The sequence below is a fragment of the Algoriphagus terrigena DSM 22685 genome, from assembly GCF_000429445.1.
Taxonomy (GTDB): domain Bacteria; phylum Bacteroidota; class Bacteroidia; order Cytophagales; family Cyclobacteriaceae; genus Algoriphagus; species Algoriphagus terrigena.
Genome location: NZ_AUBW01000030.1, coordinates 22,279 through 45,260 on the forward strand (window position 1 = coordinate 22,279; position 22,982 = coordinate 45,260).

At 48.1% G+C, this 22,982-nt stretch carries 17 protein-coding genes; 7 read left to right on the plus strand and 10 right to left on the minus strand.

Features of this window, described 5'->3' with window-relative positions:
* Window positions 1-49: 49 nt before the first annotated feature.
* The 3 genes from G459_RS0121815 to G459_RS0121825 all read right to left on the minus strand — a co-directional run bounded on the left by G459_RS0121815 (window position 50) and on the right by G459_RS0121825 (window position 5,476).
* Window positions 50-3,211, minus strand: coding sequence for an efflux RND transporter permease subunit (locus tag G459_RS0121815; protein ID WP_035456646.1), 3,162 nt, complete (start codon window positions 3,209-3,211; stop codon window positions 50-52).
* Window positions 3,212-3,251: 40 nt separating this feature from the next.
* Entirely contained in the window at window positions 3,252-4,388 is a 1,137-nt protein-coding gene (locus G459_RS0121820) for an efflux RND transporter periplasmic adaptor subunit (RefSeq protein ID WP_035456649.1), read from the minus strand.
* Window positions 4,389-4,813: 425 nt separating this feature from the next.
* A complete protein-coding gene (locus G459_RS0121825; protein ID WP_026969526.1) occupies window positions 4,814-5,476 on the minus strand; it encodes a GDSL-type esterase/lipase family protein in 663 nt (220 codons plus the stop codon).
* Window positions 5,477-5,813: 337 nt separating this feature from the next.
* Between G459_RS0121825 and G459_RS0121830 the strand changes: the two genes are divergently transcribed.
* Window positions 5,814-6,935, plus strand: coding sequence for a DUF4407 domain-containing protein (locus tag G459_RS0121830; RefSeq protein WP_026969527.1), 1,122 nt, complete (start codon window positions 5,814-5,816; stop codon window positions 6,933-6,935).
* 57 nt (window positions 6,936-6,992) lie between these two features.
* Here G459_RS0121830 and G459_RS0121835 read toward each other — a convergent pair whose 3' ends face one another.
* The 5 genes from G459_RS0121835 to leuS all read right to left on the minus strand — a co-directional run bounded on the left by G459_RS0121835 (window position 6,993) and on the right by leuS (window position 14,142).
* Window positions 6,993-7,754 carry a DUF5995 family protein gene (locus G459_RS0121835; protein ID WP_026969528.1) on the minus strand — a complete coding sequence of 254 codons (762 nt, stop codon included), beginning with the start codon at window positions 7,752-7,754 and terminating at the stop codon, window positions 6,993-6,995.
* Window positions 7,755-7,760: 6 nt separating this feature from the next.
* A complete protein-coding gene (locus tag G459_RS0121840; protein ID WP_026969529.1) occupies window positions 7,761-8,483 on the minus strand; it encodes a VIT1/CCC1 transporter family protein in 723 nt (240 codons plus the stop codon).
* 3 nt (window positions 8,484-8,486) lie between these two features.
* Window positions 8,487-9,650, minus strand: a complete 1,164-nt coding sequence (locus G459_RS0121845; RefSeq protein ID WP_026969530.1) for a dipeptidase — start codon at window positions 9,648-9,650, stop codon at window positions 8,487-8,489.
* Between the two features lie 607 nt (window positions 9,651-10,257).
* On the minus strand, window positions 10,258-11,283 hold the full coding sequence (locus G459_RS0121860; RefSeq protein ID WP_026969532.1) for a glycosyltransferase family 4 protein: 1,026 nt from the start codon (window positions 11,281-11,283) through the stop codon (window positions 10,258-10,260).
* 84 nt (window positions 11,284-11,367) lie between these two features.
* The gene (gene leuS, locus G459_RS0121865) at window positions 11,368-14,142 is read right to left on the minus strand and encodes a leucine--tRNA ligase (RefSeq protein WP_026969533.1); all 2,775 of its coding nucleotides are present in this window, start codon (window positions 14,140-14,142) and stop codon (window positions 11,368-11,370) included.
* A 171-nt stretch (window positions 14,143-14,313) separates the two neighbouring features.
* On the opposite strand from leuS, the gene G459_RS0121875 reads away from it, so the two are divergent.
* From G459_RS0121875 to lpxB, 6 genes are all read left to right on the plus strand, one after another.
* Window positions 14,314-15,903 carry an amidohydrolase gene (locus G459_RS0121875; protein WP_035456651.1) on the plus strand — a complete coding sequence of 530 codons (1,590 nt, stop codon included), beginning with the start codon at window positions 14,314-14,316 and terminating at the stop codon, window positions 15,901-15,903.
* Window positions 15,904-16,040: 137 nt separating this feature from the next.
* Entirely contained in the window at window positions 16,041-16,490 is a 450-nt protein-coding gene (locus tag G459_RS0121880; protein ID WP_026969535.1) for a GNAT family N-acetyltransferase, read from the plus strand.
* Between the two features lie 139 nt (window positions 16,491-16,629).
* On the plus strand, window positions 16,630-17,280 hold the full coding sequence (locus G459_RS0121885; protein ID WP_026969536.1) for a 7-carboxy-7-deazaguanine synthase QueE: 651 nt from the start codon (window positions 16,630-16,632) through the stop codon (window positions 17,278-17,280).
* 4 nt (window positions 17,281-17,284) lie between these two features.
* A complete protein-coding gene (locus G459_RS0121890) occupies window positions 17,285-19,207 on the plus strand; it encodes an OmpA family protein (protein WP_026969537.1) in 1,923 nt (640 codons plus the stop codon).
* Between the two features lie 208 nt (window positions 19,208-19,415).
* Window positions 19,416-19,841 carry a 6-pyruvoyl trahydropterin synthase family protein gene (locus G459_RS0121900; protein WP_026969538.1) on the plus strand — a complete coding sequence of 142 codons (426 nt, stop codon included), beginning with the start codon at window positions 19,416-19,418 and terminating at the stop codon, window positions 19,839-19,841.
* An 80-nt stretch (window positions 19,842-19,921) separates the two neighbouring features.
* A complete protein-coding gene (lpxB, locus tag G459_RS0121905) occupies window positions 19,922-21,025 on the plus strand; it encodes a lipid-A-disaccharide synthase (RefSeq protein WP_026969539.1) in 1,104 nt (367 codons plus the stop codon).
* 39 nt (window positions 21,026-21,064) lie between these two features.
* On the opposite strand, the gene clpX is transcribed toward lpxB, so the two are convergent.
* Together clpX and G459_RS0121915 are read right to left on the minus strand one after the other, a co-directional pair.
* Window positions 21,065-22,291, minus strand: coding sequence for an ATP-dependent Clp protease ATP-binding subunit ClpX (gene clpX / locus G459_RS0121910; RefSeq protein WP_026969540.1), 1,227 nt, complete (start codon window positions 22,289-22,291; stop codon window positions 21,065-21,067).
* 2 nt (window positions 22,292-22,293) lie between these two features.
* On the minus strand, window positions 22,294-22,965 hold the full coding sequence (locus tag G459_RS0121915) for a ClpP family protease (RefSeq protein WP_026969541.1): 672 nt from the start codon (window positions 22,963-22,965) through the stop codon (window positions 22,294-22,296).
* Window positions 22,966-22,982: the final 17 nt, after the last annotated feature.

Genomic DNA, 22,982 nt, shown 5'->3' on the forward strand with positions numbered 1-22,982 from the left:
GGCAAGAATCATCTCTTCGTGGGGCCCTTTCTTCGTGCTCGATTTCATATCAATGAGTCGGTTCAGAAGGTGAGACAGCAGGAGAAGCCGGTGGGGTCGGTTTCTTTTTCTTTCCGATACTTTCGATCAAGACATACAAGCCCGGCACGATGATTACCCCGATGATAGTTGCGATCAACGTGCCGCTGAAGACGGCCATTCCCATGACCTTTCTGGCTTCGGCGCCTGCACCACTTGCCGTGAGCAATGGAACTACCCCGAGCATAAAGGCAAATGAAGTCATCAGAATGGGGCGAAGTCGCAGTTTGGCAGATTCCATCGCTGCTTCGTAAAGTGATTTGCCCTGCTCTTCGTGGAGCATCTTCGCAAATTCGACGATGAGGATGGCGTTTTTCGCAGTCAAACCAATGAGCATCACGAGTCCGATCTGCGCAAACACATTGTTTACATAACTGACGCTCCAAAGTCCGCCCAGCCAGAGTCCGAGGAATGCCCCAAACACCGCAGCCGGTACACCGAGTAGCACAGAGAAAGGCAGGGTCCAGCTTTCATATTGAGCCGCTAGGATCAAGAAGACAAAGACTAAAGCCATTAGGAACATGGTGCCCCCGGTACCTTCCGCGGCCTTCTCCTGATAAGACATGTTGCTGAACGCCATGCCGATTTCCTGAGGCATGGTTGCCGCGACTTCTTCGAGCGCTTGGAGTGCGTCCGCTGAGCTAAATCCTTCCTTGGGCGCTCCGGAGATTTCCGCCGCCCGATACATGTTGAATCGGTTGGTGTAGGAGGGACCGGTGATGTCCTCGACCACGACTAAAGTGCTTAACGGGATTATTTCACCGGTTTTGCTTCGCACATAATAGCTGGCCAAGTCATCCTCACCCAATCTGTTTTGACCTTCCGCCTGCACAAAGACTTTGTATTGGCGGCCGAACCTGTTGAAATCATTGACATAAGCGCTACCGAGATAGGTAGACACGGTGCTGGTAATCTCAGAAAGGTCTATCCCCATCTTCTCAGCTTTGTCGTAGTCGATCTGGATTTTTTTCTGAGGAACGTTCGATCGGTAAAGCGTGAAAATGTTTCCGATTTCGGGTCTTTTGCGCGCTTCGGCCATGAAGACTTTGGCCTGCTCGTCCAAAAATTGAGGACTGTTGCCGGAGCGATCCTGGAGCTGCAGGGTGAAGCCCGCTGAGGTTCCCAGACCCTCGATCGGCGGAGGACCAAAGGCAATCGCCGTCGCTTCGGTGATCGTTTGTCGGAAAGCCTGATTGGTTTCAGCGATCAGTTGTTTGGCGGTTTTGGTCCGCTCTTCCCAAGGTTTCAGCGATACGAAGACGAAAGCGTTGTTGGTAGAATAAGCCGTTGTCAACAAGCTGTAGCCCAATACCATCGTTGAATATTGGATTTCTTCGTGCTCGCCCAGAATCGCTTCGATCTTTTTAGCGACTTCATCCGTGCGTTCCATAGAAGCCGCATCCGGCAACTGCATATTGATCAGGAAGTAGCCTTCGTCTTCTTCAGGCACGAAGCCGCCTGGAATTCCTCCATTTAGGAGGAAAATCCCACCGATTACAAAGCCAATGATGATCAAGGAACGGATGGATTTTTTTGCAACCGCACCTGCGATGCCGGTATAGCCCAGTGTAAACTTGTCAAAGCCTCTGTTGAAAGCGTTGAAGAAGCGTTGAAGCCAACCGTTCGATTCTTTCTTAGGTTTCAAAATAATGGCGGACAAAGCTGGGCTCAAGGTCAAGGCATTGAATGCGGAGAACAAAACCGAGATAGCGATGGTGATCGCAAACTGCTGATAAAGTCGACCCGTAATGCCGCCTGCAAAAGCGACCGGTACGAAAACAGCGGCAAGAATCAAGGCAATGGCGACGACCGGACCGCCCACTTCTTTCATTGCTTTTTGGGTAGCCTCTTTTGGTTTCATGCCGTGCTCGATGTTGTGCATGACGGCCTCGACCACCACGATCGCATCATCGACGACGAGTCCTATGGCGAGGACTAGCCCCAGAAGCGAAAGCACATTTACCGAAAAGCCCAAAATCGGGAAGATAATAAATGTCCCCAGCAAGGAAACCGGAACGGTCAGCAATGGGATCAACGTCGCCCGCCAGTCTTGTAGAAACAGGAACACGACGATAATCACGAGCGCTACCGCTTCAAAGAGCGTATGGACGATCTCCGAGATGCCGACGGAGATAGCCCTGGTGGTATTTAGCGCGATGTCATATTTCAGATCCTCGGGGAAGAAACCCTCCAGATTTGCCATGGTGGTCTGCACCGCCTCCGATACTTCCAAGGCATTGGAGCCTGGGATCTGGAAGACCACGATGGAAGCGGCTGGCTTGGTATTCAGCCTACTGGTGGAGTTGTAGTTGTCGAGGCCAAGTTCCAGTCGGGAGATGTCTTTGAGACGTACAATGGAGCCTTTATCATCCGCTTTGACGATGATATTGCCAAATTCTTCCTCAGTGATTAGTCGCTCTTGGAGTGTAACCGTGTAGGTGTATTCCACTCCCGCGGGGGTAGGCGGAGCTCCGAACTTTCCGCCGGGAGCGATCGCATTTTGCTTTTTCACCGCATTTGACACGTCATTGACCGTCAGATTAAGCTTGGTAAGCAGATCTGGATCAAGCCAGATTCTCATCGAATAATCCGCCCCGCCAAACAAGAAAACGTCACCTACACCTCTGATTCGCTTGAGCTGATCGACGATGTTGATGTTTGCGTAGTTGTTGAGGAAAAGCCCGTCGTAGGTTGCATTCGGCGAAGAAAGCGACACCAGCATCAGCGGGAATACAAGCGATTTTTTGGTAGTCACTCCGAAGTTTTTGACTTCAGTCGGCATCTTGGCGCTGGCCTGCGAAACCCTGTTTTGGGTCAGCATGTTGGCATTGTCCAAGTTTGTACCTACTTCGAAGGAAACCTGAAGAGTAAGTGATCCATCGGAGCCGTTGATGGACTTCATGTAGAGCATCTCTTCTACACCGTTTACCTGCTGCTCAATCGGTGTGGCAACGGCCTGTTCGACGTTGACAGCGTTGGCACCGGTAAAGGTCGTGGTCACCTGGATCATCGGAGGGGTGATGTCCGGGTACTTGGAGATGGGGATGCCGCTGAGTGTAATCAATCCCATGATGATCATCAGGATCGAGATCACCATGGCGACTATGGGTCTTCGTATAAAAAACTCACTCATAGTGCTGGAGTCAGATAGTTAGAATTAGGAGAGAGCTGCTTCATTTGTTTTCTTCTGGCCATTTTTGCTCCACTACTTCAATCTTGGCGTTCGGAGTCACACCGGCAGAGCCAATGATCGCTACCCGGTCGCCGGCTTTTAGTCCGCTTTTGATGATCCATGCATCACCGACCTTTGGGCCCGGTTCGATGGTCGTTACCTTTAGGCTATCTGATTCGCCTACCACATAGACTTGGGAGATGTGCTGGAGCTGCACGACTGCGCGCTGCGGAATCATCACAGCTCCGGCATAGGTGCTGAACAGGATACGGGCTTTCACAAAAAGTCCCGGACGAAGAAGACCGTTCGGATTTGGAAAAGTACTCTCGATAGTCATCGTACCGGTCGAAGGATCAATCTCACGATCGGCAAAATTCACAGTTCCCATTTCACTGTAGATCGAACCGTCGGCTAGCATCAGCTGAACGTTGTTTTTGGCTCCCTCTATTTCCTCCGGAGTGAGCTGGGCAATGCGGAGATATTCACGTTCGCTGATCTGAAATCTGACCCGGACACCGGTGACGCTGGAAATTGTAGTCAAGATAGACGTCCCAGTGCGGCTTACGTAGTCTCCTTCCCGGACATTGGAGATTCCCACTATTCCGTCAAAAGGAGCCAATACCCGGGTGTAGCCCAATTCCACTTTTGCATTCTCAAGAGAAGACTTGGTAGCGGCGACGTGCGCTTTTGCCGCTTCAAACTCAGCGACGGCGTTGTCCAGGTCTTTCTTACTGAGCGCATTCAACTCGGTCAAGGGTCTTACCCGGCTGAGCTCACTTTCTGCCCTTACCAGTTCTGTCGTTGCCTGAGTGACCTCGCTAGCCTGCCGGTCAAGTCGGTTTTTGTACTCAATATCATCGATGGTATAGAGCAGTTGACCTTTTTTCACGGCGGAGCCTTCCTTAAAATTGACCGATGTCACCCATCCTTCGACACGCGCCCGGATATCTACATCTGATTGACCATAGACCTGAGCTACAAAATCTTCATAAAGTGGGACGTCGCTTTGGATTGCTTTCACGACGTTTACTTTCATCGGCGGAGCCTCTGTGACCACTTCTTTCTTACAGGACGCGAGCAAAAAGGGGAGGGATAAAAAACCAAAAAGCAGGGTTTTTGGATTAAAGTTAAATTTCATAGGAAATGGAATTAGCAGCGTAATAGTCTCTCGTACGTTTTTGGTGCGATTACAAAATCAACAGTTGGACAATTGAGAGCGCGGCCCTTGATGGAATTCAAATTGACCGGTTCAAGTCAAAAGTTGGTATTAATTCCAATAAAAAACCTGAGAAAAATCAGGTTCTGACTCTAGTTTAGTTTTAATTTCAAAATGCCCAAACTTAGAGAATGCACCTGTGGACGGGACTGGTGTAAGGTTTTGATCCTTAGTGATTTTTCGATTTCTGCTTTTTGGAAAAAGGAAATTCCGTTCAGAAGTCGTTTTAGAGAAAAGAAAAATAAACGCCGCCAACAGCGGGCTCTTATCAATTTTTGACCTCAAAAGTAGCGAGCGAATAAAGACCACTTCATTCCTTCCTTGAACAAGAGGGAAGGATAGAGGGGCTATTTTTCAAAGAATGGCTTAAAGATCTCTGCCCAGATTTTATACCCGTCTTCGTTGAGATGCAGCTGGTCGTCGATGTATAATTCCGGCCTCGGATTTCCCTTCTGGTCTGTGAGCGGTTTCCAGGTGTCCACGAAATTCACCCCCTCTTTTGCCTGACAGTATTGTTTTAGCATTTCGTTGAAGATCAAGTAGTTTTCTTTCTTGTCCCAGCGGGATGGGCTCGGCTTGGCTCCGATCAAAAAGATTTCAATCGTTGGGTTGACCAGTTGCAATCGAGTGATAATATTGTCCATGCTGGTCATGATATCAGCGGTCGGCACATCAGACCAAAGGTCATTGTCTCCTTCGTAGATGAAAACCCGACTGGGCTCTAGGCGAATTACCAATGGGAACAGCTGCTTTTCAAGATCAGAAGACTTGGATCCTCCAAAGCCCGTATTCAAAATGGGCGTGTCCGGAAAGGTCGATTGAACGTCCTTCCACATGCGGATAGTAGAACTTCCGGTGAAGACAGTGCTTCCTTGACTCCAACCCAAGCTGTCCAGCCGGGCAGAAATCTCTCTGACTTCCTTTTCGAAGGGAAGGTCCTGAGCCTGTGTTTTTCCCCAAAGCAGGAGGGCAAAAAGGAGCAGCAATGCTGAAAATCGGGTGGGTTTCATGATCTATTTGACTGATTCGGGTATAAAGTAAAACATCCTATTCAAAATCAAATGCCCTAAAATCGATTTGGCATCTTTCTTTTAGCAAATGTGATGCGTCCCAAGCATTGAAAATCATGGGCTGTGAGCGCGCATCTTTTGCACGAAAATGTACACTTCGGACAAAGGGACTGTTTGATCTATGGGAGCAAGGTCGAAAGTCAACATCCTTTTCTACCCCATAAAAGTGGGTTTTTGTCACATTTCTACTCTTTTCCGGGCTTTGGAAAATCGTATCCATCTTTTTGGAACCCTTTTAGCGTTCTTAATTCGGATCCAACCCGCAACCTCCCAAATTATGCAGACAATCACCCGTTTCTTCTGGTTTTGCAGTGGGGCAAATTTTGCCTTGCTCAAGCGAGCCCCTACCGAGTCCAACAAGTATATGGGAATCGGTGCCACTGTCTTTTTTACGGGAGTTTTGGCGGCGTTGGCAGCCGGATATGCACTCTTTACCGTGTTTCAATCCTTGGTTCCTGCGATCTTTTTTGGGTTGCTCTGGGGGCTCATGATCTTCAACCTGGATAGATTTATCGTGTCCAGTATGCGAAAAAGGGAAAATGCGTGGGCAGAATGGAAGTTGGCAATTCCGAGATTGGTATTGGCTGTGTTGCTCGCTTTGGTGATATCCAAACCGCTTGAGTTGAAGATGTTTGAGCGGGAGATCAACCGCAAGCTCGATGAGAAAAAGACGGAGTTCATAACCCAATCCAAGTTGAACTTGGCCAAAGGCTTTCCTGAAATCCAGGACTTGGAAGCGAAAATCGACACCTTGAAATCCGAAGTGAATCAGGCGGAAGTTTTTCGGGATCAGGTTCAAAAGGAATACGATGCGGAGCGATTTGGGGAGAAAACCTCCGGCACGAGTGGGATTGTCGGGCTGGGTACCAACGCCAAAAAGAAGGAGCAACAGCTCGATGCTGCACAATTGGCGTTGGATGATTTGCGGAAAAGAAACCAAGTGAGGGTCGATACTTTGGAAGCTCAGATCCGGGAATTTATCGCGTCGCGTCAGGCAGAATTTGAAAAGCAACAACCCGGAATTGAGGGATTTGATGGGCTGGCTGCCCGGATGGATGCGCTGTCTGTGCTGACCACCGAGAGCTCAGCCATGGCGATGGCTAATATCTTTATCATGCTGCTGTTTATCGCAATTGAGACCGCACCGATTTTTGTCAAATTGATCTCTGCACGCGGCCCGTATGACGAGTTGCTAGAACTGCATGAGGATAAAGTGAAGTTGTTCAAAGGTGAAAAATGGACTTTTGCGAAAGGGGAATCCGAGGCAAGGGTGGGTTACTTTCAGGATACACACTTTTATGCAACAGATCTGAAAAAGGAGAAAACCAACAAGAAAAACAAAGCACAAACTGAAGCGGAAATCGCTGACATAGAGGAGAAATGGAAAAGGAACGTTTGATGTACTTCATGCAAAAGTTCCCATCCTGAGTTGCCGGGACTTTTTGGAAAAATACGTCTATTGATTCAATGCTTTTTTCACGACTACGTCCAGTTGATCCATGGTCTTGCTGACGGATTTCCATTCCAGAAGACCGACGATTTTGACAATTACAGCGAGGAATTTTCCCGGATTGATCAGTTTCTGGGCGAGTTTTGAGATGTTTTTGTCCCGGTCGCTGATCTGGAAATCTTTGTTGGCGTCGCCGTGATATTCGCCAGCATACTCCCATGCTCCGTCGCGCGCCAGTTGGATGGAGAAGTTTAGAAGCATTTCATCTCTGCCTTTGGCCAAAGGCACCAGCCAGCCAAAGATCGGAGAGACCACGCTGATGTTGGCTTTGACGCCGTCGACGAGTTCGGATAGGAGCGCATTGATCTGGTTAAAATCCCCCTGAATTCCGGCGATTTCCTTGTCGACCATGGTCTCGGAAGCAGCTATTCCCAAGTCGAGGTTGATATGAGCGTTGATTCCAAGGAAAAGGTGCTGCAGCACCAGATGCCCAGAGTTTTTGCTTGCATCAAAGGCCAAACGCCAGCTTTCAGTGGTGGCTATTCCCATATTCCAAGCCGTGTAGGCGTCGATAAATCGCTTCGCAAAAATCACATCCAAAAGCTCCATTCGAAGATTGTCTTCAAACTCACCAGCGAGGATTCCGTCGCGGACCCGGCGAGTGACCTGACGGTACAAGATCGCGAAATAGCCGATTCTTGATTGCCTCGCTTTGCACTCAGCGACAATCTGATCCATTCGGATCAATACCTCTTCGATTGTTTTCATTATTGTTTAGATAAAAATTTGTTCTAACACATCCCCTACAAAATAAGCCACTACTGCGGCCAAAAGCCCAAGTGCGACAGTCTCGGTAATACTTTTGAGCGTGGAAGTTTGGTTTACGATCCCCTTGAGCCAGCCGACGATAAGAAATGCAAAGCCGGTCAAAATACTTGTCCAAAGAAATACATTAATATCGCTGGGGAAGAAAAAATCCCAGAGGTAGACCAGAAGTGGGATAAGCCCGACAGCGGAGAATGAAAGCAGCGTGGCGAATCCGATTTTGAACGGGCTTTTGGTCTCGCGAATCAGTCCCAATTCGTCTTTCATCATCTCGCTGACCCAGAGTTCTTTGTTAGCACAGATATGATCGACTATGTTGGTCAGGAGTTCTCCTTCGAAGCCCTTTTCCCGATAGATTTCTGCGATTTCTTCGCGCTCCGTTTCCGGCATGTTTTCAACCTCCCAGTATTCGATTTTCTCATGCTTGCTAAAATTGTCCCGCTCACTTTTGGCAGACAAATAGGCTCCTACTGACATCGAAAACCCGTCGGCCAGCAGATTTGCAAAGCCCAAGATGAGTAGGACGCCGGCATCCAGATTCGCTCCAAAACCCCCAGCGACGACGGCAAAGGTCGTGACTGCGCCGTCGATGCCACCGTAGACAAACTCCCGAAGGTATTCCTGAATTTTCCCAAATCGGAGAGTTTGACGATGGGTTTGACGCTCGCTCATGGACTACTTTAAGTTTTCAAGGAAAAAGCGTTTGACATTTTCCCCCATCACTGCCCGGATTTCCTCTTCGGTAAAGCCTGCATTGATAAGCCCCTCAACGATCAGCGGAAGGCCTGTGATGTCAAAGGGAACAGCCACCGAACCGTCGTAGTCAGATCCCAAAGCAACATATTCAATACCGACCAAGTCGCGCACGTGTTTGATGGAAGCGATAATATTGGGCAGTTCCGGCTCGCCCACCGCCATATCAAAAAATGCGATTCCAATGATGCCGCCCTTGGCCGTTATTTTGTTGATTTGTTCGTCGCTGAGATTGCGTGGGGAATCCAGGACAGCGCGGATTCCGGTGTGAGACACGATGACGGGTGCTGAGCTGAGGTTCAGGACATCATCGACGATAGCCGGGGAGGAGTGAGCCAAATCGACAAATATCCCAAGTTCATTCATCCGCTTGACGGCTGCTTTGCCAAAGTCGGTCAGTCCTTCTCCGTTTTCGCCGTGTGCAGATCCACCGAATTCGTTGTCAAAAAAGTGAGTTGGCCCTATCATCCGGACTCCGGCATTGTAGACGACGTCGAGATTTTCGATTTTGCCCTCCAGCGCGTGTCCTCCTTCGATTCCCAGCATGGCTCCGATTACTTCTTTGTCGGACTTTCGGGCTTCGATCAGTTTTTCCAAGTCAGCCTTAGACTTGATGAAAATGGCTTTTTCTCCTTCCTCAGCCACGAAATCGGCTAAGTCCTCCGATTGGGAAACGGCTCTGTTGACTAGGCTAAACCAATTCCATGGTCCTTCGCCTTTTGCAATGGTCAGCGGTGTGATGTTATCAAAAGTGTCGGCCGTATTTCTCTTCATGTTTTGCCCGGAGGGAGATTTGGAGACGATGGTGAACATCTCCAAGCCCACGTGGGCCTCTCTCATTCGCGGAAAGTCAACATGTCCTCGTGTTCCTCTCTTGGTCAGGTCTCTTCCCCAAAGTAACGCGTCGCAGTGCAAGTCGGAGATGAAATCCAGCCGATCATAGATCGCTTGAGCTTCTGCTGACACCTTGTAAGGACCTGCGGTTTTCACAGGGTTCCGCTTCGACTCGACATAAGAGGGCAAAGTGTTGATTCCGACGAGGTAGAGCACCAAGACAACTCCGAAAAACCAAAATAACTTTTTCATGGGGCGGGTTTGCCACAAGTTAATTGGAAAAAGGAAAAAACACTTGGGGGAATTTGCATGGTTTGGAATCTCAAAGCAAAAAATAATTGAAAAATTTTTTACTGATATTTTGATTCTGTGCTTTCTTTTGATAGGTTTAAGAAACTTTTGTGAATATAAATATCGCTGTACATAGCAATTCGCCAAAGTTTATATGGTTTTAATCCATTGACAATAAACCCTGACCGGGAGCCTATTTTTAAAAAGGCTCCCTTTTTTTATGGGCATTTTCCTTGATCTTTTGAGGAAAGTCAAAAAACCGGTTTAAAAATCGGTAAGTTTTGTTTTGATTTTTGTCAAATATTGGAAATCCGGTTAGAAATATTTTTATGAACCGATTTTCAGAAGATTCTGATTCTGAGATTAAAAACAGAAAATCCTTCCTGATAATTTTGAAAATCAATGTTCTGTGATTCCGCCGTCACTCCTATAAACAGTGCTTTTTTTTGGCTATAGGCGAAATATTCTATCCGGAAAATCTGATGTTAGCAGTCTTTGTAGAAGGTATGAGGGGAAATGTGGCGACAGTATATCGGTAATGCTCGACTAATGTTTCGAGTAAATGCGCTCATCTACGGAGGCAACTGAGCAATAATTGTTTTCTTGTAGAAAAGCTGAATTGCAGCCGGATTCGATTCGAAGCTTTGGAACGGAGGTTGCCAAGATCGGAATTTAAAAGTGAAGCCACCTCGGATTCCAATTGATCCACATCCTTTGTTTTCAAGATCGCTCCGGAGTCTCCGATGATCTCTGGAATAGCTCCGACAGCCGATCCAATCGGGATGCAACCGGAGGCCATCGCTTCGCCCAAGGCATTGGGGAATCCTTCCGAAGTCGAAAGCTGCAGATAGAACTGGTGTGAGTTAAATAGATCCAAAAGTTCAAGTGCCTGCTTCTTGCCAACGATACTAATATTTGGGTTGTTAGATCGATAATTTGGATCGCCGACCAAAGTAAAGTTCCAATCCGGATGCTTCTTCGCTAGTTTCTCGACTAGATCATAGCCTTTGACGATCGCGCGGGAAGATTTGGATGTCCCGGTGGCTACCGAAATGAAGCTTTTCGCTGGCCTCTTTTTCCCAAAATCCTTCCAAAAATCCGTGTCAAAGCCGTTTGGAATAACTTGAATCGGTGTTTTTAGATCTGGGATCAGGTTTAGCAATCCCTGTTTCTCTGAAATCGCCGGATCGTATTGATAGTCCTGTCTGACCAGAGCTTCGGCGACGGGTAAGATCAGTGAGCAGTTTTTGAAGGAGTAAGCGGTAGCCATTCGAAGCCACTTTTTCCGGAAGTTTCCATAGCCGATCTCGGGCATGTTAATGCAGTCTGTGCCGCCGGCTTGGATCGTGCATCTTTTTCCAAAAACCTTCCCAAACCACACCGGCAAGACGGAATGATAGCCACCAAAGAAGGACAGGTATTGGCTGGTTTTGGGTAGATACCAGAGCAGCTGGAAGAATTGGAGGAGAAAGTAAAGGGGGAGCTTTAGTGGGCTTTGGGTGAATTCCAATGCTGTGATTTTGATCTCAGGACTGATCATTTCCAGATCTCTGTCAATAAAAGCGGTATGGACCGGAAATGTATAAATGATCATATGGAGCCCTAATGTATTTCAAGGTAAGTCAGAAAATGAAAAAGGGGAAACATTGTCTCCCCTTAAGCTCAGCTGTTATAAGATTTACACCACCAGATTCACAATCTTGCCCGGTACAATAATCACCTTTTTCGGAGCTTTCCCTTCCAGCCATTTTTGAACATGGGAATCTTCCAAGGCGGCTTTTTCGATCTCGGGAACGGCAAGTGAAAGAGACAAATTCAGCTTTGCTCGCATCTTGCCATTGATCATGACCGGGTATTCAAAATTGCTTTCAACCAAGTATTCTTCTTTGAATTCTGGGAATGCAGCGGTGGTAATTGAACTGGTATGTCCCAAAAGTGCCCAGAGTTCCTCTGCGATATGCGGTGCATACGGAGAAACCAAAAGGGCCAAGGGTTCCAAGACCTCTCTTTTACTACACTTCAGGGCGGTCAACTCATTCACACAGATCATAAAACTGGACACAGAGGTGTTAAAGGAATGATTGGCCATGTCTTCTTCCATCTTTTTGATGGCTTTGTGCAGGGCTTTCATTTCTTCCTTACTCGCTTGTTCATCCGAAACTGCAAACTCTCCGGCAGCATTATGGTAGAGGTTCCAAAGCTTTCTCAAGAACTTAAATACGCCGTCAATCCCATTGGTGTTCCAAGGCTTGAACTGCTCCAAAGGGCCGAGAAACATCTCATACAATCTCAGGGTGTCAGCCCCGTATCGCTCGATGATGTCGTCCGGATTGACCACGTTGTACTTAGACTTTGACATTTTTTCCACTTCCGAACCACAGTGGTATTTGCCGTCTTCCAAGATAAATTCCGCATTGGCCAGGTCGGGTCGCCAAGCCTTGAACTTATCCAGATTTAGCTGATCGTTGTAGACAATATTCACATCCACGTGCATGGCGGAGGTGTCGTATTGGTCTTTTAGGCCATGGGAAACAAAGGTATTGGTGCCTTTCTGGCGATACACAAAATTGGATCGCCCTTGGATCATACCTTGATTGATCATCTTTTGGAAAGGCTCGTCGATATGAACTGCTCCGATATCGTGGAGAAACTTGGTCCAGAATCGGGAATACAACAGGTGTCCTGTCGCATGCTCAGACCCTCCGATATACAAATCCACCGCACCCCAATAATCAGTTTTCGCTTTGTCGGCAAAAACCGAATCATTTTTCGGATCCATGTAGCGGAAGAAATACCAGCTCGATCCTGCCCAGCCGGGCATGGTGGACATTTCGAGCGGGAATTCCCCATCGGCGGTTTTGTAGGTCCAGTCTTTCGCCCGTCCGAGTGGCGGTTCACCATCTTCAGTTGGCAAGTATTTATCAACCTCAGGCAAAACCAAAGGCAGGTCTTTTTCTTCGATCAGGTAAGGCAAGCCATCTTTGAAATATACGGGAAGCGGTTCTCCCCAATAGCGTTGACGCGTAAAGATCGCATCCCGCATTCTATACTGGATCTTGCCTTTTCCGATACCTTTTTCTTCTAGGAACTCAATGGCTTTCACCATTGCATCCTTCATGTAGAGGTTGGAGATAAAGCCTGAATTGATGATTAGTCCGCCTTTGCCGGGGAAGGAACCCTCATCCATCGAGCCCTCGATAACCTGGCGGATTTCCAAGCCGAAGTGCTTCGCAAAGTTGTAATCCCGCTCGTCGTGCGCCGGGACGGCCATGACAGCACCGGTTCCATATCCAGCCAATACGTAGTCAGCAACCCAAACCTGGATTTCTTCTCCGTTGAAAGGGTTGATTGCGTAGGAGCCGGTGAAGGCACCGGAGATCGTTTTTACGTCACTCATGCGCTCGCGTTCTGAGCGGTTTTTGGCAACTTCGATGTAGGCTTCGGCTTTTGCACGCTGATCTTCGGTGATCAGTGCTGCTGCCAGCTCGGACTCCGGCGCCAGTGCCAAGTATGTCACCCCGTAGATCGTATCGACGCGAGTGGTGAAGACTTTAATCTTTTGCTCAGAGTCTTTTACCTGAAAAACTACATCGGCACCGATGGACTTGCCAATCCAGTTACGTTGCATCTCTTTGATTGGCTCGGACCAATCGACTCTTTCCAGTCCCTGAAGCAAGCGATCAGCGTAAGCTGTGATCCGCATGGACCATTGCATCATTTTTTTGCGCTCGACCGGATAGCCGCCTCTTTCGGAGAAGCCGTCTTTGACTTCATCGTTGGAAAGCACTGTTCCCAATGCGGCGCACCAGTTGACAGTCGTCTCTGCGAGGAAAGTCAAGCGGTATTTCAGGAGCATTTCCTGTTTTTCTCTTTCAGAAAAAGCCGCCCATTCTTCAGCAGTGAATACTGGCGTGTCTTCGTCGCAGACTGCCTTCACTTGCTTGTTTCCAAGGGTCTCAAAGCGTGAGACCAAAGAGTCGATGGGAAGGGCTTTGTTTGCGTCCTGATCGTAGTAGCTTTTGAAAAGCTGCATAAAAATCCACTGTGTCCACTTATAGTAAGCCGGATCCGAAGTGCGGACTTCGCGGTCCCAGTCAAAGGCAAAGCCGATGTTTTTGAGCTGCTCCGTATAGCGGGTGATGTTTTGCTCGGTCGTGATGGCAGGGTGCTGTCCGGTCTGGATTGCGTACTGCTCGGCAGGAAGGCCGAATGAATCATATCCCATCGGATGGAGGACATTGAAGCCTTTCAGCTTCTTGAATCGACTGACGATATCCGAAGCGATGTAACCCAGCGGATGGCCCACGTGAAGGCCGGCTCCGGATGGATAGGGGAACATGTCCAGGGAATAAAACTTGGGTCGATTAGGATCTACTTCCGCTTTGAAAGTACCCTTTTCTTTCCAATAGTTTTGCCATTTCTGCTCGATTTCCCGGAAGTTGTAATCCGCCATGATTGAAATATTCTTGATTTTTTGACTGAATGCCTGCAAAAATAGAAAAATCAGGCGGCTTTGGTAGTCAAATTTCCAATTCCTCCCAAATCCCGCTTTTTGCCACTGATCAATTTTGTATCAGACACTTGGCTCTTTTTTGTATTTTCCAAAACCTAACCAATCAACCTTATGAGAAAGAAAATTCTGTTATCTCTAGTCTTAGCCGGGGGAATTTGCCTCTCAGCTTTTCCCCAGAAAAAATACACACCCAAGCAAATCGAGGCGCTCAAAGCTGAGGCAGCCCAAATCGTCGAAGCCAATCACAAGCAAAGCCAGGTGATGGTGGACAAGATCTTCAGTTTCGCAGAGCTGGGATTTCAGGAAGTCGAGTCGTCCAAATACCTGACCGGAATACTCGAGAAAAATGGTTTTACTATCGAACATGGGGTGTCCGGGATTCCCACGGCCTGGTTTGCCACCTGGAAAAATGGAGAAGGGCCGGTGATCGCCTTGGGTTCGGATGTGGATAACATTCCAAAAGCTTCTCAATATCCTGGAGTTGCTTACCACAAGCCGATCGTTGAGGGTGCTCCTGGACATGGAGAGGGGCACAATTCCGGAATTCCACTGAATATCACGGCGGCATTGGCGGTGAAACAGATCATGGAGCGTGAGAATATCGGAGGAACTTTGGTCCTCTGGCCTGGAATTGCGGAAGAATTGGTGGCGGCGAAAGCTTGGTTTACCCGCGACGGGAAGTTTGAAGGAGTGGATATCTGCATCTTCACCCACGTAGCCAACAATCTCGGAGTGAGCTACGGCCAAGCATCTGGAACGGGTTTGATTTCAGTGGAATATACCTTTTCGGGAGAAGCTGCTCACTCAGCAGGTGCCCCCTGGAGAGGAAAAAGTGCCGCAGATGCAACCGAATTGATGAATATCGGCTGGAACTACAAGCGGGAGCACCTGCATCCGCTGAAGCGCTCTCATTCAGTGATCACCGACGGTGGTGATCAGCCAAATGTGGTTCCTTCCAAGGCTTCGATCTGGTACTATTTCCGGGATGTGAAGTACGACGGCATCATGGAAATGTATGCACAGGCCAATGACATTGCAAAAGGCGCGGCTTTGATGACCGGCACAACCATGACCTCGAAAGTCGTGGGAACGGCTTGGCCGAGACATTTCAACAAAACTATTGCCGAGACGATGTATCAGAATATTCTGAAAGTAGGCTTGCCAACATGGGATGAAAATGATCAAACTCTGGCAAAAGCGGTACAAAAAGAGCTGGGATCCAAAGAAGAAGGACTGCCAACCAAACTCGATACGCTGGGATTGCCAATAAAGGAGCCAGTCTCCGGAGGTTCGGATGATATTGGAGACGTGTCTTGGGTGGTGCCGACCGTGACTTTGAGATATCCGTCCAATATTCCCGGTTTGCCTGGTCATCACTGGAGCAACGCCATCGCGATGGCCACTCCGATCGCGCACAAGGGAGTAACTGCCGGGGCAAAAGCTGAGGCGATGACTATCCTGGACTTTCTACTAAAGCCTGAACTGGTAGATCAAGCTTGGGATTACTTCAAAAACGTGCAGACCAAGGAAGAGACCTACAAACCGATGATCACCGCCGAAGACGCACCGCCAATCTATCTCAATGAAGGAATCATGAAGCAATTCCGTCCTCAGATGGAGAAGTTCTACTACGACGAGACAAAGTATGACACCTATTTGGAACAACTTGGTGTGGCGTATCCGACAGTGAAGAAGGATTAATAGGGATTTACGAATTACGATTTTGGATTTACGACGTTTTTTTGAACTTCAATCGAGAATTCCAGAAGTTTGACTTTTGAGAATTGGGTTGAGGTTCATTGTGGCGTCGTAAATCGTAATTCATAGATCAAAATCCAATGGAAGAGTCATTCACTTTCGAAATCAAAGAAGCCTCTCCCTCGGAACTTCTCTGGGTGCATGAGCGCATCCCGGAGTTTCCGGGTAAGGCTTCATTGGAATTTTATACAGATCGGTTGAAACACCGGCTGTTCTTAGCATTGGTGGCGGAAAGAGAAGGGGAGCTGCTAGGTTTCAAGGTCGGTTACCAAAGTGAAACGCCGGACACCTTTTATTCTTGGATGGGAGGGGTGAGACCCGAGTTTCGAAAGCATGGGATTGCCGATGCCTTGGCAGAATTTCAGGAGACTTGGGCAAGGGGAAAAGGTTTTCGATCTGTTTATTTCAAAACCCGCAACCGCTTTCCTGCTATGATCTCCTTTGGACTCAGCCGTGGCTTTAAAGTCATGGAAGTGATTCCAAAAGGAGGCGTGGAGGACTATCGGGTGGTGATGTCTAAAGAATTGTAAAATTGAAAGATTGCAAGACTGGAAAATTGAGGCATCGGGAATGTCAATTTTCCAATTTTTGAATTTTTCAATATTCCAATCCTTACCTTTGCCCTATCAAATCACCCAGCGGTGGAATCTCCCGCTTTACCAAAAATTCATGAACACTCAAGACCTCATCGCGTCAAGCAAGCAAGAATCAGTGGCCGCAGGGCTTCAGCTTCCAGTCATGGAGGCTTTTTATACCATCCAGGGAGAAGGCAGATTTACAGGCTATCCGGCGTATTTTATCCGGCTGGGAGGCTGTGATGTAGGCTGCGTCTGGTGTGATGTGAAGGAAAGCTGGGAAGCTGGCAAGTGGCCCGTGCTGCCTATCGAGCAGGTCGTGGAGGATGCTTTGGCTCATCCGGGAAGACTGGCAGTGATCACGGGGGGAGAGCCTTTGATGTACGATCTGGGGCCGTTGACGGCACTTTTGAAAGAAAAAGGATTTACGACCAATATAGAAACCTCCGGCGCGCATCCTTTTTCAGGTGACTTTGACTGGGTTTGTTTTTCTCCCAAAAAATTCAAAAAGCCGCATCCGAGCATCTACAAAGTTGCGGATGAGTTGAAGGTGGTGGTTTTCAATAAGGCTGATTTTGCTTTCGCAGAAGAGCATGCAGCCCTGGTGAATCCGCTATGCGACCTACGTCTCCAGCCGGAATGGAGTAAGGCAGCGAGATTCACTCCCGAGATCGTCGAATACGTTAAAAATCACCCGAATTGGAAAATATCTCTCCAAACTCATAAATTTATGGACATCCCCTGAGTCCATGCGCCCTGCTTTCCTTTTTTGTATTGCGTTTTTCTTTTTCCTCCAAACGGAGGCGCAGACCTATTCGATCATCGACAGCAAGGCCATCAAGCTCTACCAGGAAGGCGAGGAACTGACGCTTTCGCGGCAATATGCGGATGCGATATCCAAATATCAGGCGGCTATAGCCCGAGAGGCCTCTTTTTTGGAAGCCTATGTGAAAGCTTCCCAGCTCTACATTACGACGGGCGAGTTGGACAAGGCCGAAAAAATGGCAAACGCAGGCAAGGCCCGACTCTCTGGGAAAAATGCAACTTCAAAGAATGTTGCAGAGTTCGGTTGGGTGCTTACCAATATTTACTGGCACAAAGGTGAATTTCAGGCAGCATACGACGAGTTCGAAAAGGTCGATCCGATCTTGGATCCGGCCTTTAAGAATCACATGTACTACAAAGACATGGTGACGCGGATGGCCTTCCTTCAAAGCCAGCTTGGGAATTCCCAAGCGATCGAGAAAGAACAGCTTACTTCTCCATTGAATCAATTTAGACTTCAATATTTCCCCGTACTCACGGCCGACGGAGAGCAGATCCTTTTTACCAAGCGGGATGGCACGGGTAATTTTGACAAAGAAGATATTTTCACTTCTTTTTCGGATGGACGGGGAGGCTGGACTGCTCCATTGAGCCTTGCACAGACGATCAATTCTCCCTACAACGAAGGTACTTGCTCGGTCACTGCCGATGGAAATATCCTGATCTTTACCTCCTGCGATGCGCCTGATTCACAGGGAAGCTGCGATCTGTACGTCGCTTATAAAGTAAATGGGTCTTGGGAGCGGCCAACCAACATGGGGGTCAAAGTCAACTCCAGATCCTGGGATTCCCAGCCGTCGCTGTCAGCCGATGGAAGGATATTGTTCTTCTCTTCCAATCGAAGGGGTGGATTTGGAGGAAACGACATCTGGTACACCGTCCGGCAAAATGACGGCAGCTGGGCGGATGCCAAGAACCTGGGTGACGTGGTTAATACCTCGAAAGATGAAATCTCGCCCTTTATGTTCTTCAACAACGAGATACTCTTTTTTGCCTCAGACGGGCATCAGGGATTTGGAGGGATGGATATTTTTCTTTCCAGAGTGAAAAATGGAGAGTTTCAAAAGCCCGAAAACCTTGGTCTGCCGATAAATGATCAGTTGGAACAGGTCGCGCTTTTTATCACTGCGAAGAAGGACTTTGCCTACTACACCGAGCTCACCACGGAAGCGGAGCAAAACGACCGCTCGCTGTTGTACCGGTTTAAGTTTCCGGAAGAGATCTATCTGGGAGAGAATCTCACCGTGACGGAAGGCAAAGTGTTCAACTCCAAGACGGGTCAACCCATAGACGCGACGCTTTCGCTCGTCTCGCTGACCAACGACAGTACGCTCTATCAGTTCCAGTCCGATGGCAAAACGGGAGATTTCATGATGCTTTACCCGGAAAATGCCGTGTCGGGATTGTATGTGGAGAAAAAGGGGTTTTTGCCTAAAATCTACAACGTGGAGCGGGACAAAATCCAAAACGTAAAGGATCTTAAAGTCGAGCTTACGCCCGTGGGTTCAGGTGAGGAGTTTGTTTTCGAAAACGTATTTTTCGAGTTTGATAAGTTTGATCTGAAGCCGGAGTCAATGAGCTCCCTCAAGCGACTGTTGAAGTTTTTGCTTGAGAATCCGAACGTGAACATTCTTATCTCCGGCCACACAGACAACGTCGGAAGCGTGGCCTACAACCAGACCTTGAGCCTCCAGCGGGCGAAGAGCGTCCAGTCGTTTTTGGTAGCTGCCGGACTTCACGCGGGACGGGTGATGGTGGACGGCAAAGGGGACAAAGAGCCCATGGTGCCGAATACCACTCCACAAAACCAAGCTCTAAACCGGCGAATCACCATCAAGATCTTGTGATTTGGAGAGATTACCGGTCGAAAGCTTGCAGATTTAGTGATCTGTGCTGGTGCTCATGCGAATGTTCTTTCAACCATGTGGCCGATGCAGAAGCGGCCAAAACCGGTTATTTGGGTAGCTTTCCAAGGTTGAATTTCAGCTACTCTCGTGGATTGGGATTTCGAATCCCTGTACTTTTGCCTAACTTTGCAGCCAATTTCAAAAGCCGATGATTTACATCTCCCGAAAAGAACACTTCAACGCCGCCCACAAGCTTTGGAACCCGACCTGGTCTGACGAAAAGAATTTTGAGGTGTTTGGCCCCTGCGCCAATGTCAACTGGCATGGACATAACTTTGAGTTGATCGTCACGGTGAAGGGACTTCCTGATCCTGACACAGGCTTTGTAGTAGATTTGAAGCAACTGAGCACCCTGATCCGAAAGCTAATCATCGACAAGGTGGACCATAAGAACTTGAATGTGGACGTTGATTTTATGCAAGGAAAACTGGCAAGCTGCGAGATCCTGGTGATGGAATTTTGGAAAATCCTGGAGCCAGCGGTCAAAGAAATCACCAAGTTTGGAGGATTGAATAAGCTGACGCTCTACGAGACGCCGAGGAATTTTGTGGAGTATTTCGGTGAGGAAATTTAAAACTGAAAATTTATAGTGTTGAATGAAAAGTAGGTCTAAAAGCCTACTTTTATTTTTAGGAAAAAAATTACCCTGTAAAATTGAAAAGGATCTACATCATATCAGGCGAGCGATCTGGCGATCTCCATGCATCCAATTTGATTTTGGCCTTAAAATCTTTGGATCATTCCATTAGTTTCCGAGGAATGGGAGGTAGCTATTCCAAAGATGCCGGTGTGGAGCTGGCAGTGGATTATTCTGAAGTCGCTTTGATGGGCTTTTTGGAGGTGGTCTTGGGTTTTCGAAAAGTCCTGAAATATCTGAATTTGGTCAAAAAAGACCTGTTGGCCTATCGTCCTGATGCGCTGGTCTTGGTGGATTACGGCGGATTCAATATGAAAATCGCAGCTTTTGCCAAGGAAAACGGACTCCCTGTCCACTACTACATTCCGCCTAAAGTCTGGGCTTGGAATCAAAAGCGGGCCTTGAAGTTGAAGACGATTTGTGACCAGATTTATTCGATACTTCCTTTCGAGCCTGAGTTTTTTCAGAAATTCGACATGAAGGTCCATTACGTTGGAAACCCGCTTTTGGATGAAATCCGGAAGTTTAAACCGCATGATTTTTTCTTTCAGAAAAATGAACTGAGCTATCAACCGATCATTGCGTTGTTGCCGGGAAGCAGGAAACAGGAGATCGATGCGATGCTGGACCGGATGATCGCCTTGGTGAAAGAATTCCCGAATGGGCAGTTCGTGATTGCGGGGGTCGACAGTCTACCTGAGTCGGTCTATGCGCCTGCACGAAAGGCAGGGTTGAAAGTCGTGATCAACCAAACGTATGACCTCCTAAGTCATGCCACAGCAGCGGTGGTGACCTCCGGGACGGCGACTCTCGAGACAGCACTGTTTAGAGTTCCCCAGATAGTGGTTTACAGAACCTCTGCTGTTTCTTATCTGATCGCTAAAAACCTGATCCGAGTTCCCTTTATTTCTTTGGTAAACTTGATCGCCGGAAAAGAGGTCGTCAAAGAATTGATTCAGGATGACTTTTCTGTAGAGAAGATCCGCGCTGAGTTGAACCTGATTTTCTCGAATGTGGTGTACAAAGGCGAGATGCTCCAAGGGTATGATTTGATCCAGGAGCGAATAGGAGAGGGTAGTGCCTCGCAAACCACCGCTAAACTGCTTTTGGATTCCCTATAAAAAAGAAACCCTGCCTCGATTGAAGCAGGGTTTTGTGCTTTATGCGACCTGAAGTCGCTTGAATTTCGATTTGTCAAATTTGGATCGGGCGTATGCTTCGTCAATCACCAATTCCTTGATCGAATCGTCCGAAGGTACTTCATACATCGCATCGGTAACGATCGCTTCGCAGATAGACCGAAGTCCACGCGCACCGAGATTATACTCTACTGCCTTGTCTACGATATAGTCCAGCGCATTGTCTTCGAATGTCAGCGTCACGCCTTCCATTGCCAACAACTTGGTGTACTGTTTTACCAAAGCATTTTTGGGCTCGGTGAGTATTCGCTTCAATGCATCCTTGTGCAAGGGATCCAGATGAGTCAGCACAGGAAGTCGTCCGATCAGCTCAGGAATCAATCCAAAGGCTTTCAAGTCCTGCGCGGTCACATACTGAAGCAGGTTCTCTCGATCTGCCTGAGGCGTGTCGCTGGATTTATTGAAGCCCATCGGCTGGGAGTTCATTCGCTTGCCGATGTGCCGGGCAATCCCGTCAAATGCACCTCCGCAGATAAAGAGGATATTCTCCGTGTTTACGGTGATCATCTTCTGGTCAGGATGCTTTCGACCTCCTTGCGGCGGTACGTTGACCATCGTTCCTTCCAACAGCTTTAGCATCGCCTGCTGGACGCCTTCGCCGCTCACATCACGGGTGATGGAAGGGTTGTCGGATTTGCGGGCGATCTTGTCGAGTTCATCGATGTAGACGATCCCGCGCTCTGCAGCTTCGACGTTGTAATCTGCCGACTGCAGCAAGCGGGTCAAGATGCTTTCCACGTCTTCTCCGACATAGCCAGCCTCAGTGAGTACTGTTGCGTCGGCGATGCAGAATGGGACTTCCAGGATTTTCGCAAGGGTTTTTGCCAAGTAGGTTTTACCGGTTCCGGTGTCTCCCACCATGATAATATTGGACTTTTCAATCTTGATTTCATCATGATCGTCTTTTTGCTGAAGACGCTTGTAGTGGTTGTAAACCGCGACGGTCAACACTTTCTTTGCTTCCTCTTGGCCAATGACATATTGATCCAAGTAGGAGGTGAGCTCCTTGGGCTTCTTAAGTTTAAACTTAGGTTTGTTGGCAGTCGTCTTCTTGGTTTTTGCTTCTTCGCCAAGAATATTATACGCCTGGTCGATGCAGAAATTACAGATATGGGCCGAAATGCCCGATACCATCAGATCTACATCTTTTTTGTTTCTACCGCAAAAGGAGCAGGTAACTTGAGCCATGCTTATACTTTTTTAACTAATACTTCGTCGATCAGGCCGTAATCTTTGGCCTCTTGAGCTTTCAACCAATAATCACGGTCTGAGTCTCTGTCAATTTCTTCGTAGGTTTTGCCGGTATGATTGGCAAGGATCTGATACAATTCTTCTCTCATGGAGAGGATCAGTTTCAGGGAGATCTCCATATCTCTGGATTGGCCCTGCATCCCGCCAGAAGGCTGGTGAATCATCACGCGGGAATGCTGAAGCGCAGACCGTTTGTTTTTTGCTCCGCCTGCCAAAAGCACCGCACCCATAGAGGCCGCGATTCCTGTACAGATCGTAGCAACGTCCGGTCCGATGTATTGCATGGTGTCATAGATCCCGAGTCCAGCAGTCACTGAGCCGCCTGGACTGTTGACATAGAGTAGGACGTCTTTTTTCGCATCTACAGATTCAAGGAAAAGCAACTGAGCCACGATGATATTGGCGATGTGATCGTCAATGCCGGTGCCCAAGAAGATAATCCGATCCATGATCAGCCGTGAAAAGACATCGATCTCACGGAAATTCTGTGGTCTTTCCTCGATCACAGAGCGGGTCATGTTTTCGATATGCTGGGTATATTGGTCAAAAGCGGTTCCGCTGACGCCTTGGTTGTGAATGGCGTATTTTCTGAATTCTTCTTTGTTAATCATTTTCGAGTTTGTTGTGG

What these genes read in the sequence shown, in the direction of transcription:
- G459_RS0121815 (WP_035456646.1), bottom strand. Translation starts at nt 3,211, where the DNA reads ATGAGTGAGTTTTTTATACGAAGACCCATAGTCGCCATGGTGATCTCG.
- G459_RS0121820 (WP_035456649.1), bottom strand. Translation starts at nt 4,388, where the DNA reads ATGAAATTTAACTTTAATCCAAAAACCCTGCTTTTTGGTTTTTTATCC.
- G459_RS0121825 (WP_026969526.1), bottom strand. Translation starts at nt 5,476, where the DNA reads ATGAAACCCACCCGATTTTCAGCATTGCTGCTCCTTTTTGCCCTCCTG.
- G459_RS0121830 (WP_026969527.1), top strand. Translation starts at nt 5,814, where the DNA reads ATGCAGACAATCACCCGTTTCTTCTGGTTTTGCAGTGGGGCAAATTTT.
- G459_RS0121835 (WP_026969528.1), bottom strand. Translation starts at nt 7,754, where the DNA reads ATGAAAACAATCGAAGAGGTATTGATCCGAATGGATCAGATTGTCGCT.
- G459_RS0121840 (WP_026969529.1), bottom strand. Translation starts at nt 8,483, where the DNA reads ATGAGCGAGCGTCAAACCCATCGTCAAACTCTCCGATTTGGGAAAATT.
- G459_RS0121845 (WP_026969530.1), bottom strand. Translation starts at nt 9,650, where the DNA reads ATGAAAAAGTTATTTTGGTTTTTCGGAGTTGTCTTGGTGCTCTACCTC.
- G459_RS0121860 (WP_026969532.1), bottom strand. Translation starts at nt 11,283, where the DNA reads ATGATCATTTATACATTTCCGGTCCATACCGCTTTTATTGACAGAGAT.
- leuS (WP_026969533.1), bottom strand. Translation starts at nt 14,142, where the DNA reads ATGGCGGATTACAACTTCCGGGAAATCGAGCAGAAATGGCAAAACTAT.
- G459_RS0121875 (WP_035456651.1), top strand. Translation starts at nt 14,314, where the DNA reads ATGAGAAAGAAAATTCTGTTATCTCTAGTCTTAGCCGGGGGAATTTGC.
- G459_RS0121880 (WP_026969535.1), top strand. Translation starts at nt 16,041, where the DNA reads ATGGAAGAGTCATTCACTTTCGAAATCAAAGAAGCCTCTCCCTCGGAA.
- G459_RS0121885 (WP_026969536.1), top strand. Translation starts at nt 16,630, where the DNA reads ATGAACACTCAAGACCTCATCGCGTCAAGCAAGCAAGAATCAGTGGCC.
- G459_RS0121890 (WP_026969537.1), top strand. Translation starts at nt 17,285, where the DNA reads ATGCGCCCTGCTTTCCTTTTTTGTATTGCGTTTTTCTTTTTCCTCCAA.
- G459_RS0121900 (WP_026969538.1), top strand. Translation starts at nt 19,416, where the DNA reads ATGATTTACATCTCCCGAAAAGAACACTTCAACGCCGCCCACAAGCTT.
- clpX (WP_026969540.1), bottom strand. Translation starts at nt 22,291, where the DNA reads ATGGCTCAAGTTACCTGCTCCTTTTGCGGTAGAAACAAAAAAGATGTA.
- G459_RS0121915 (WP_026969541.1), bottom strand. Translation starts at nt 22,965, where the DNA reads ATGATTAACAAAGAAGAATTCAGAAAATACGCCATTCACAACCAAGGC.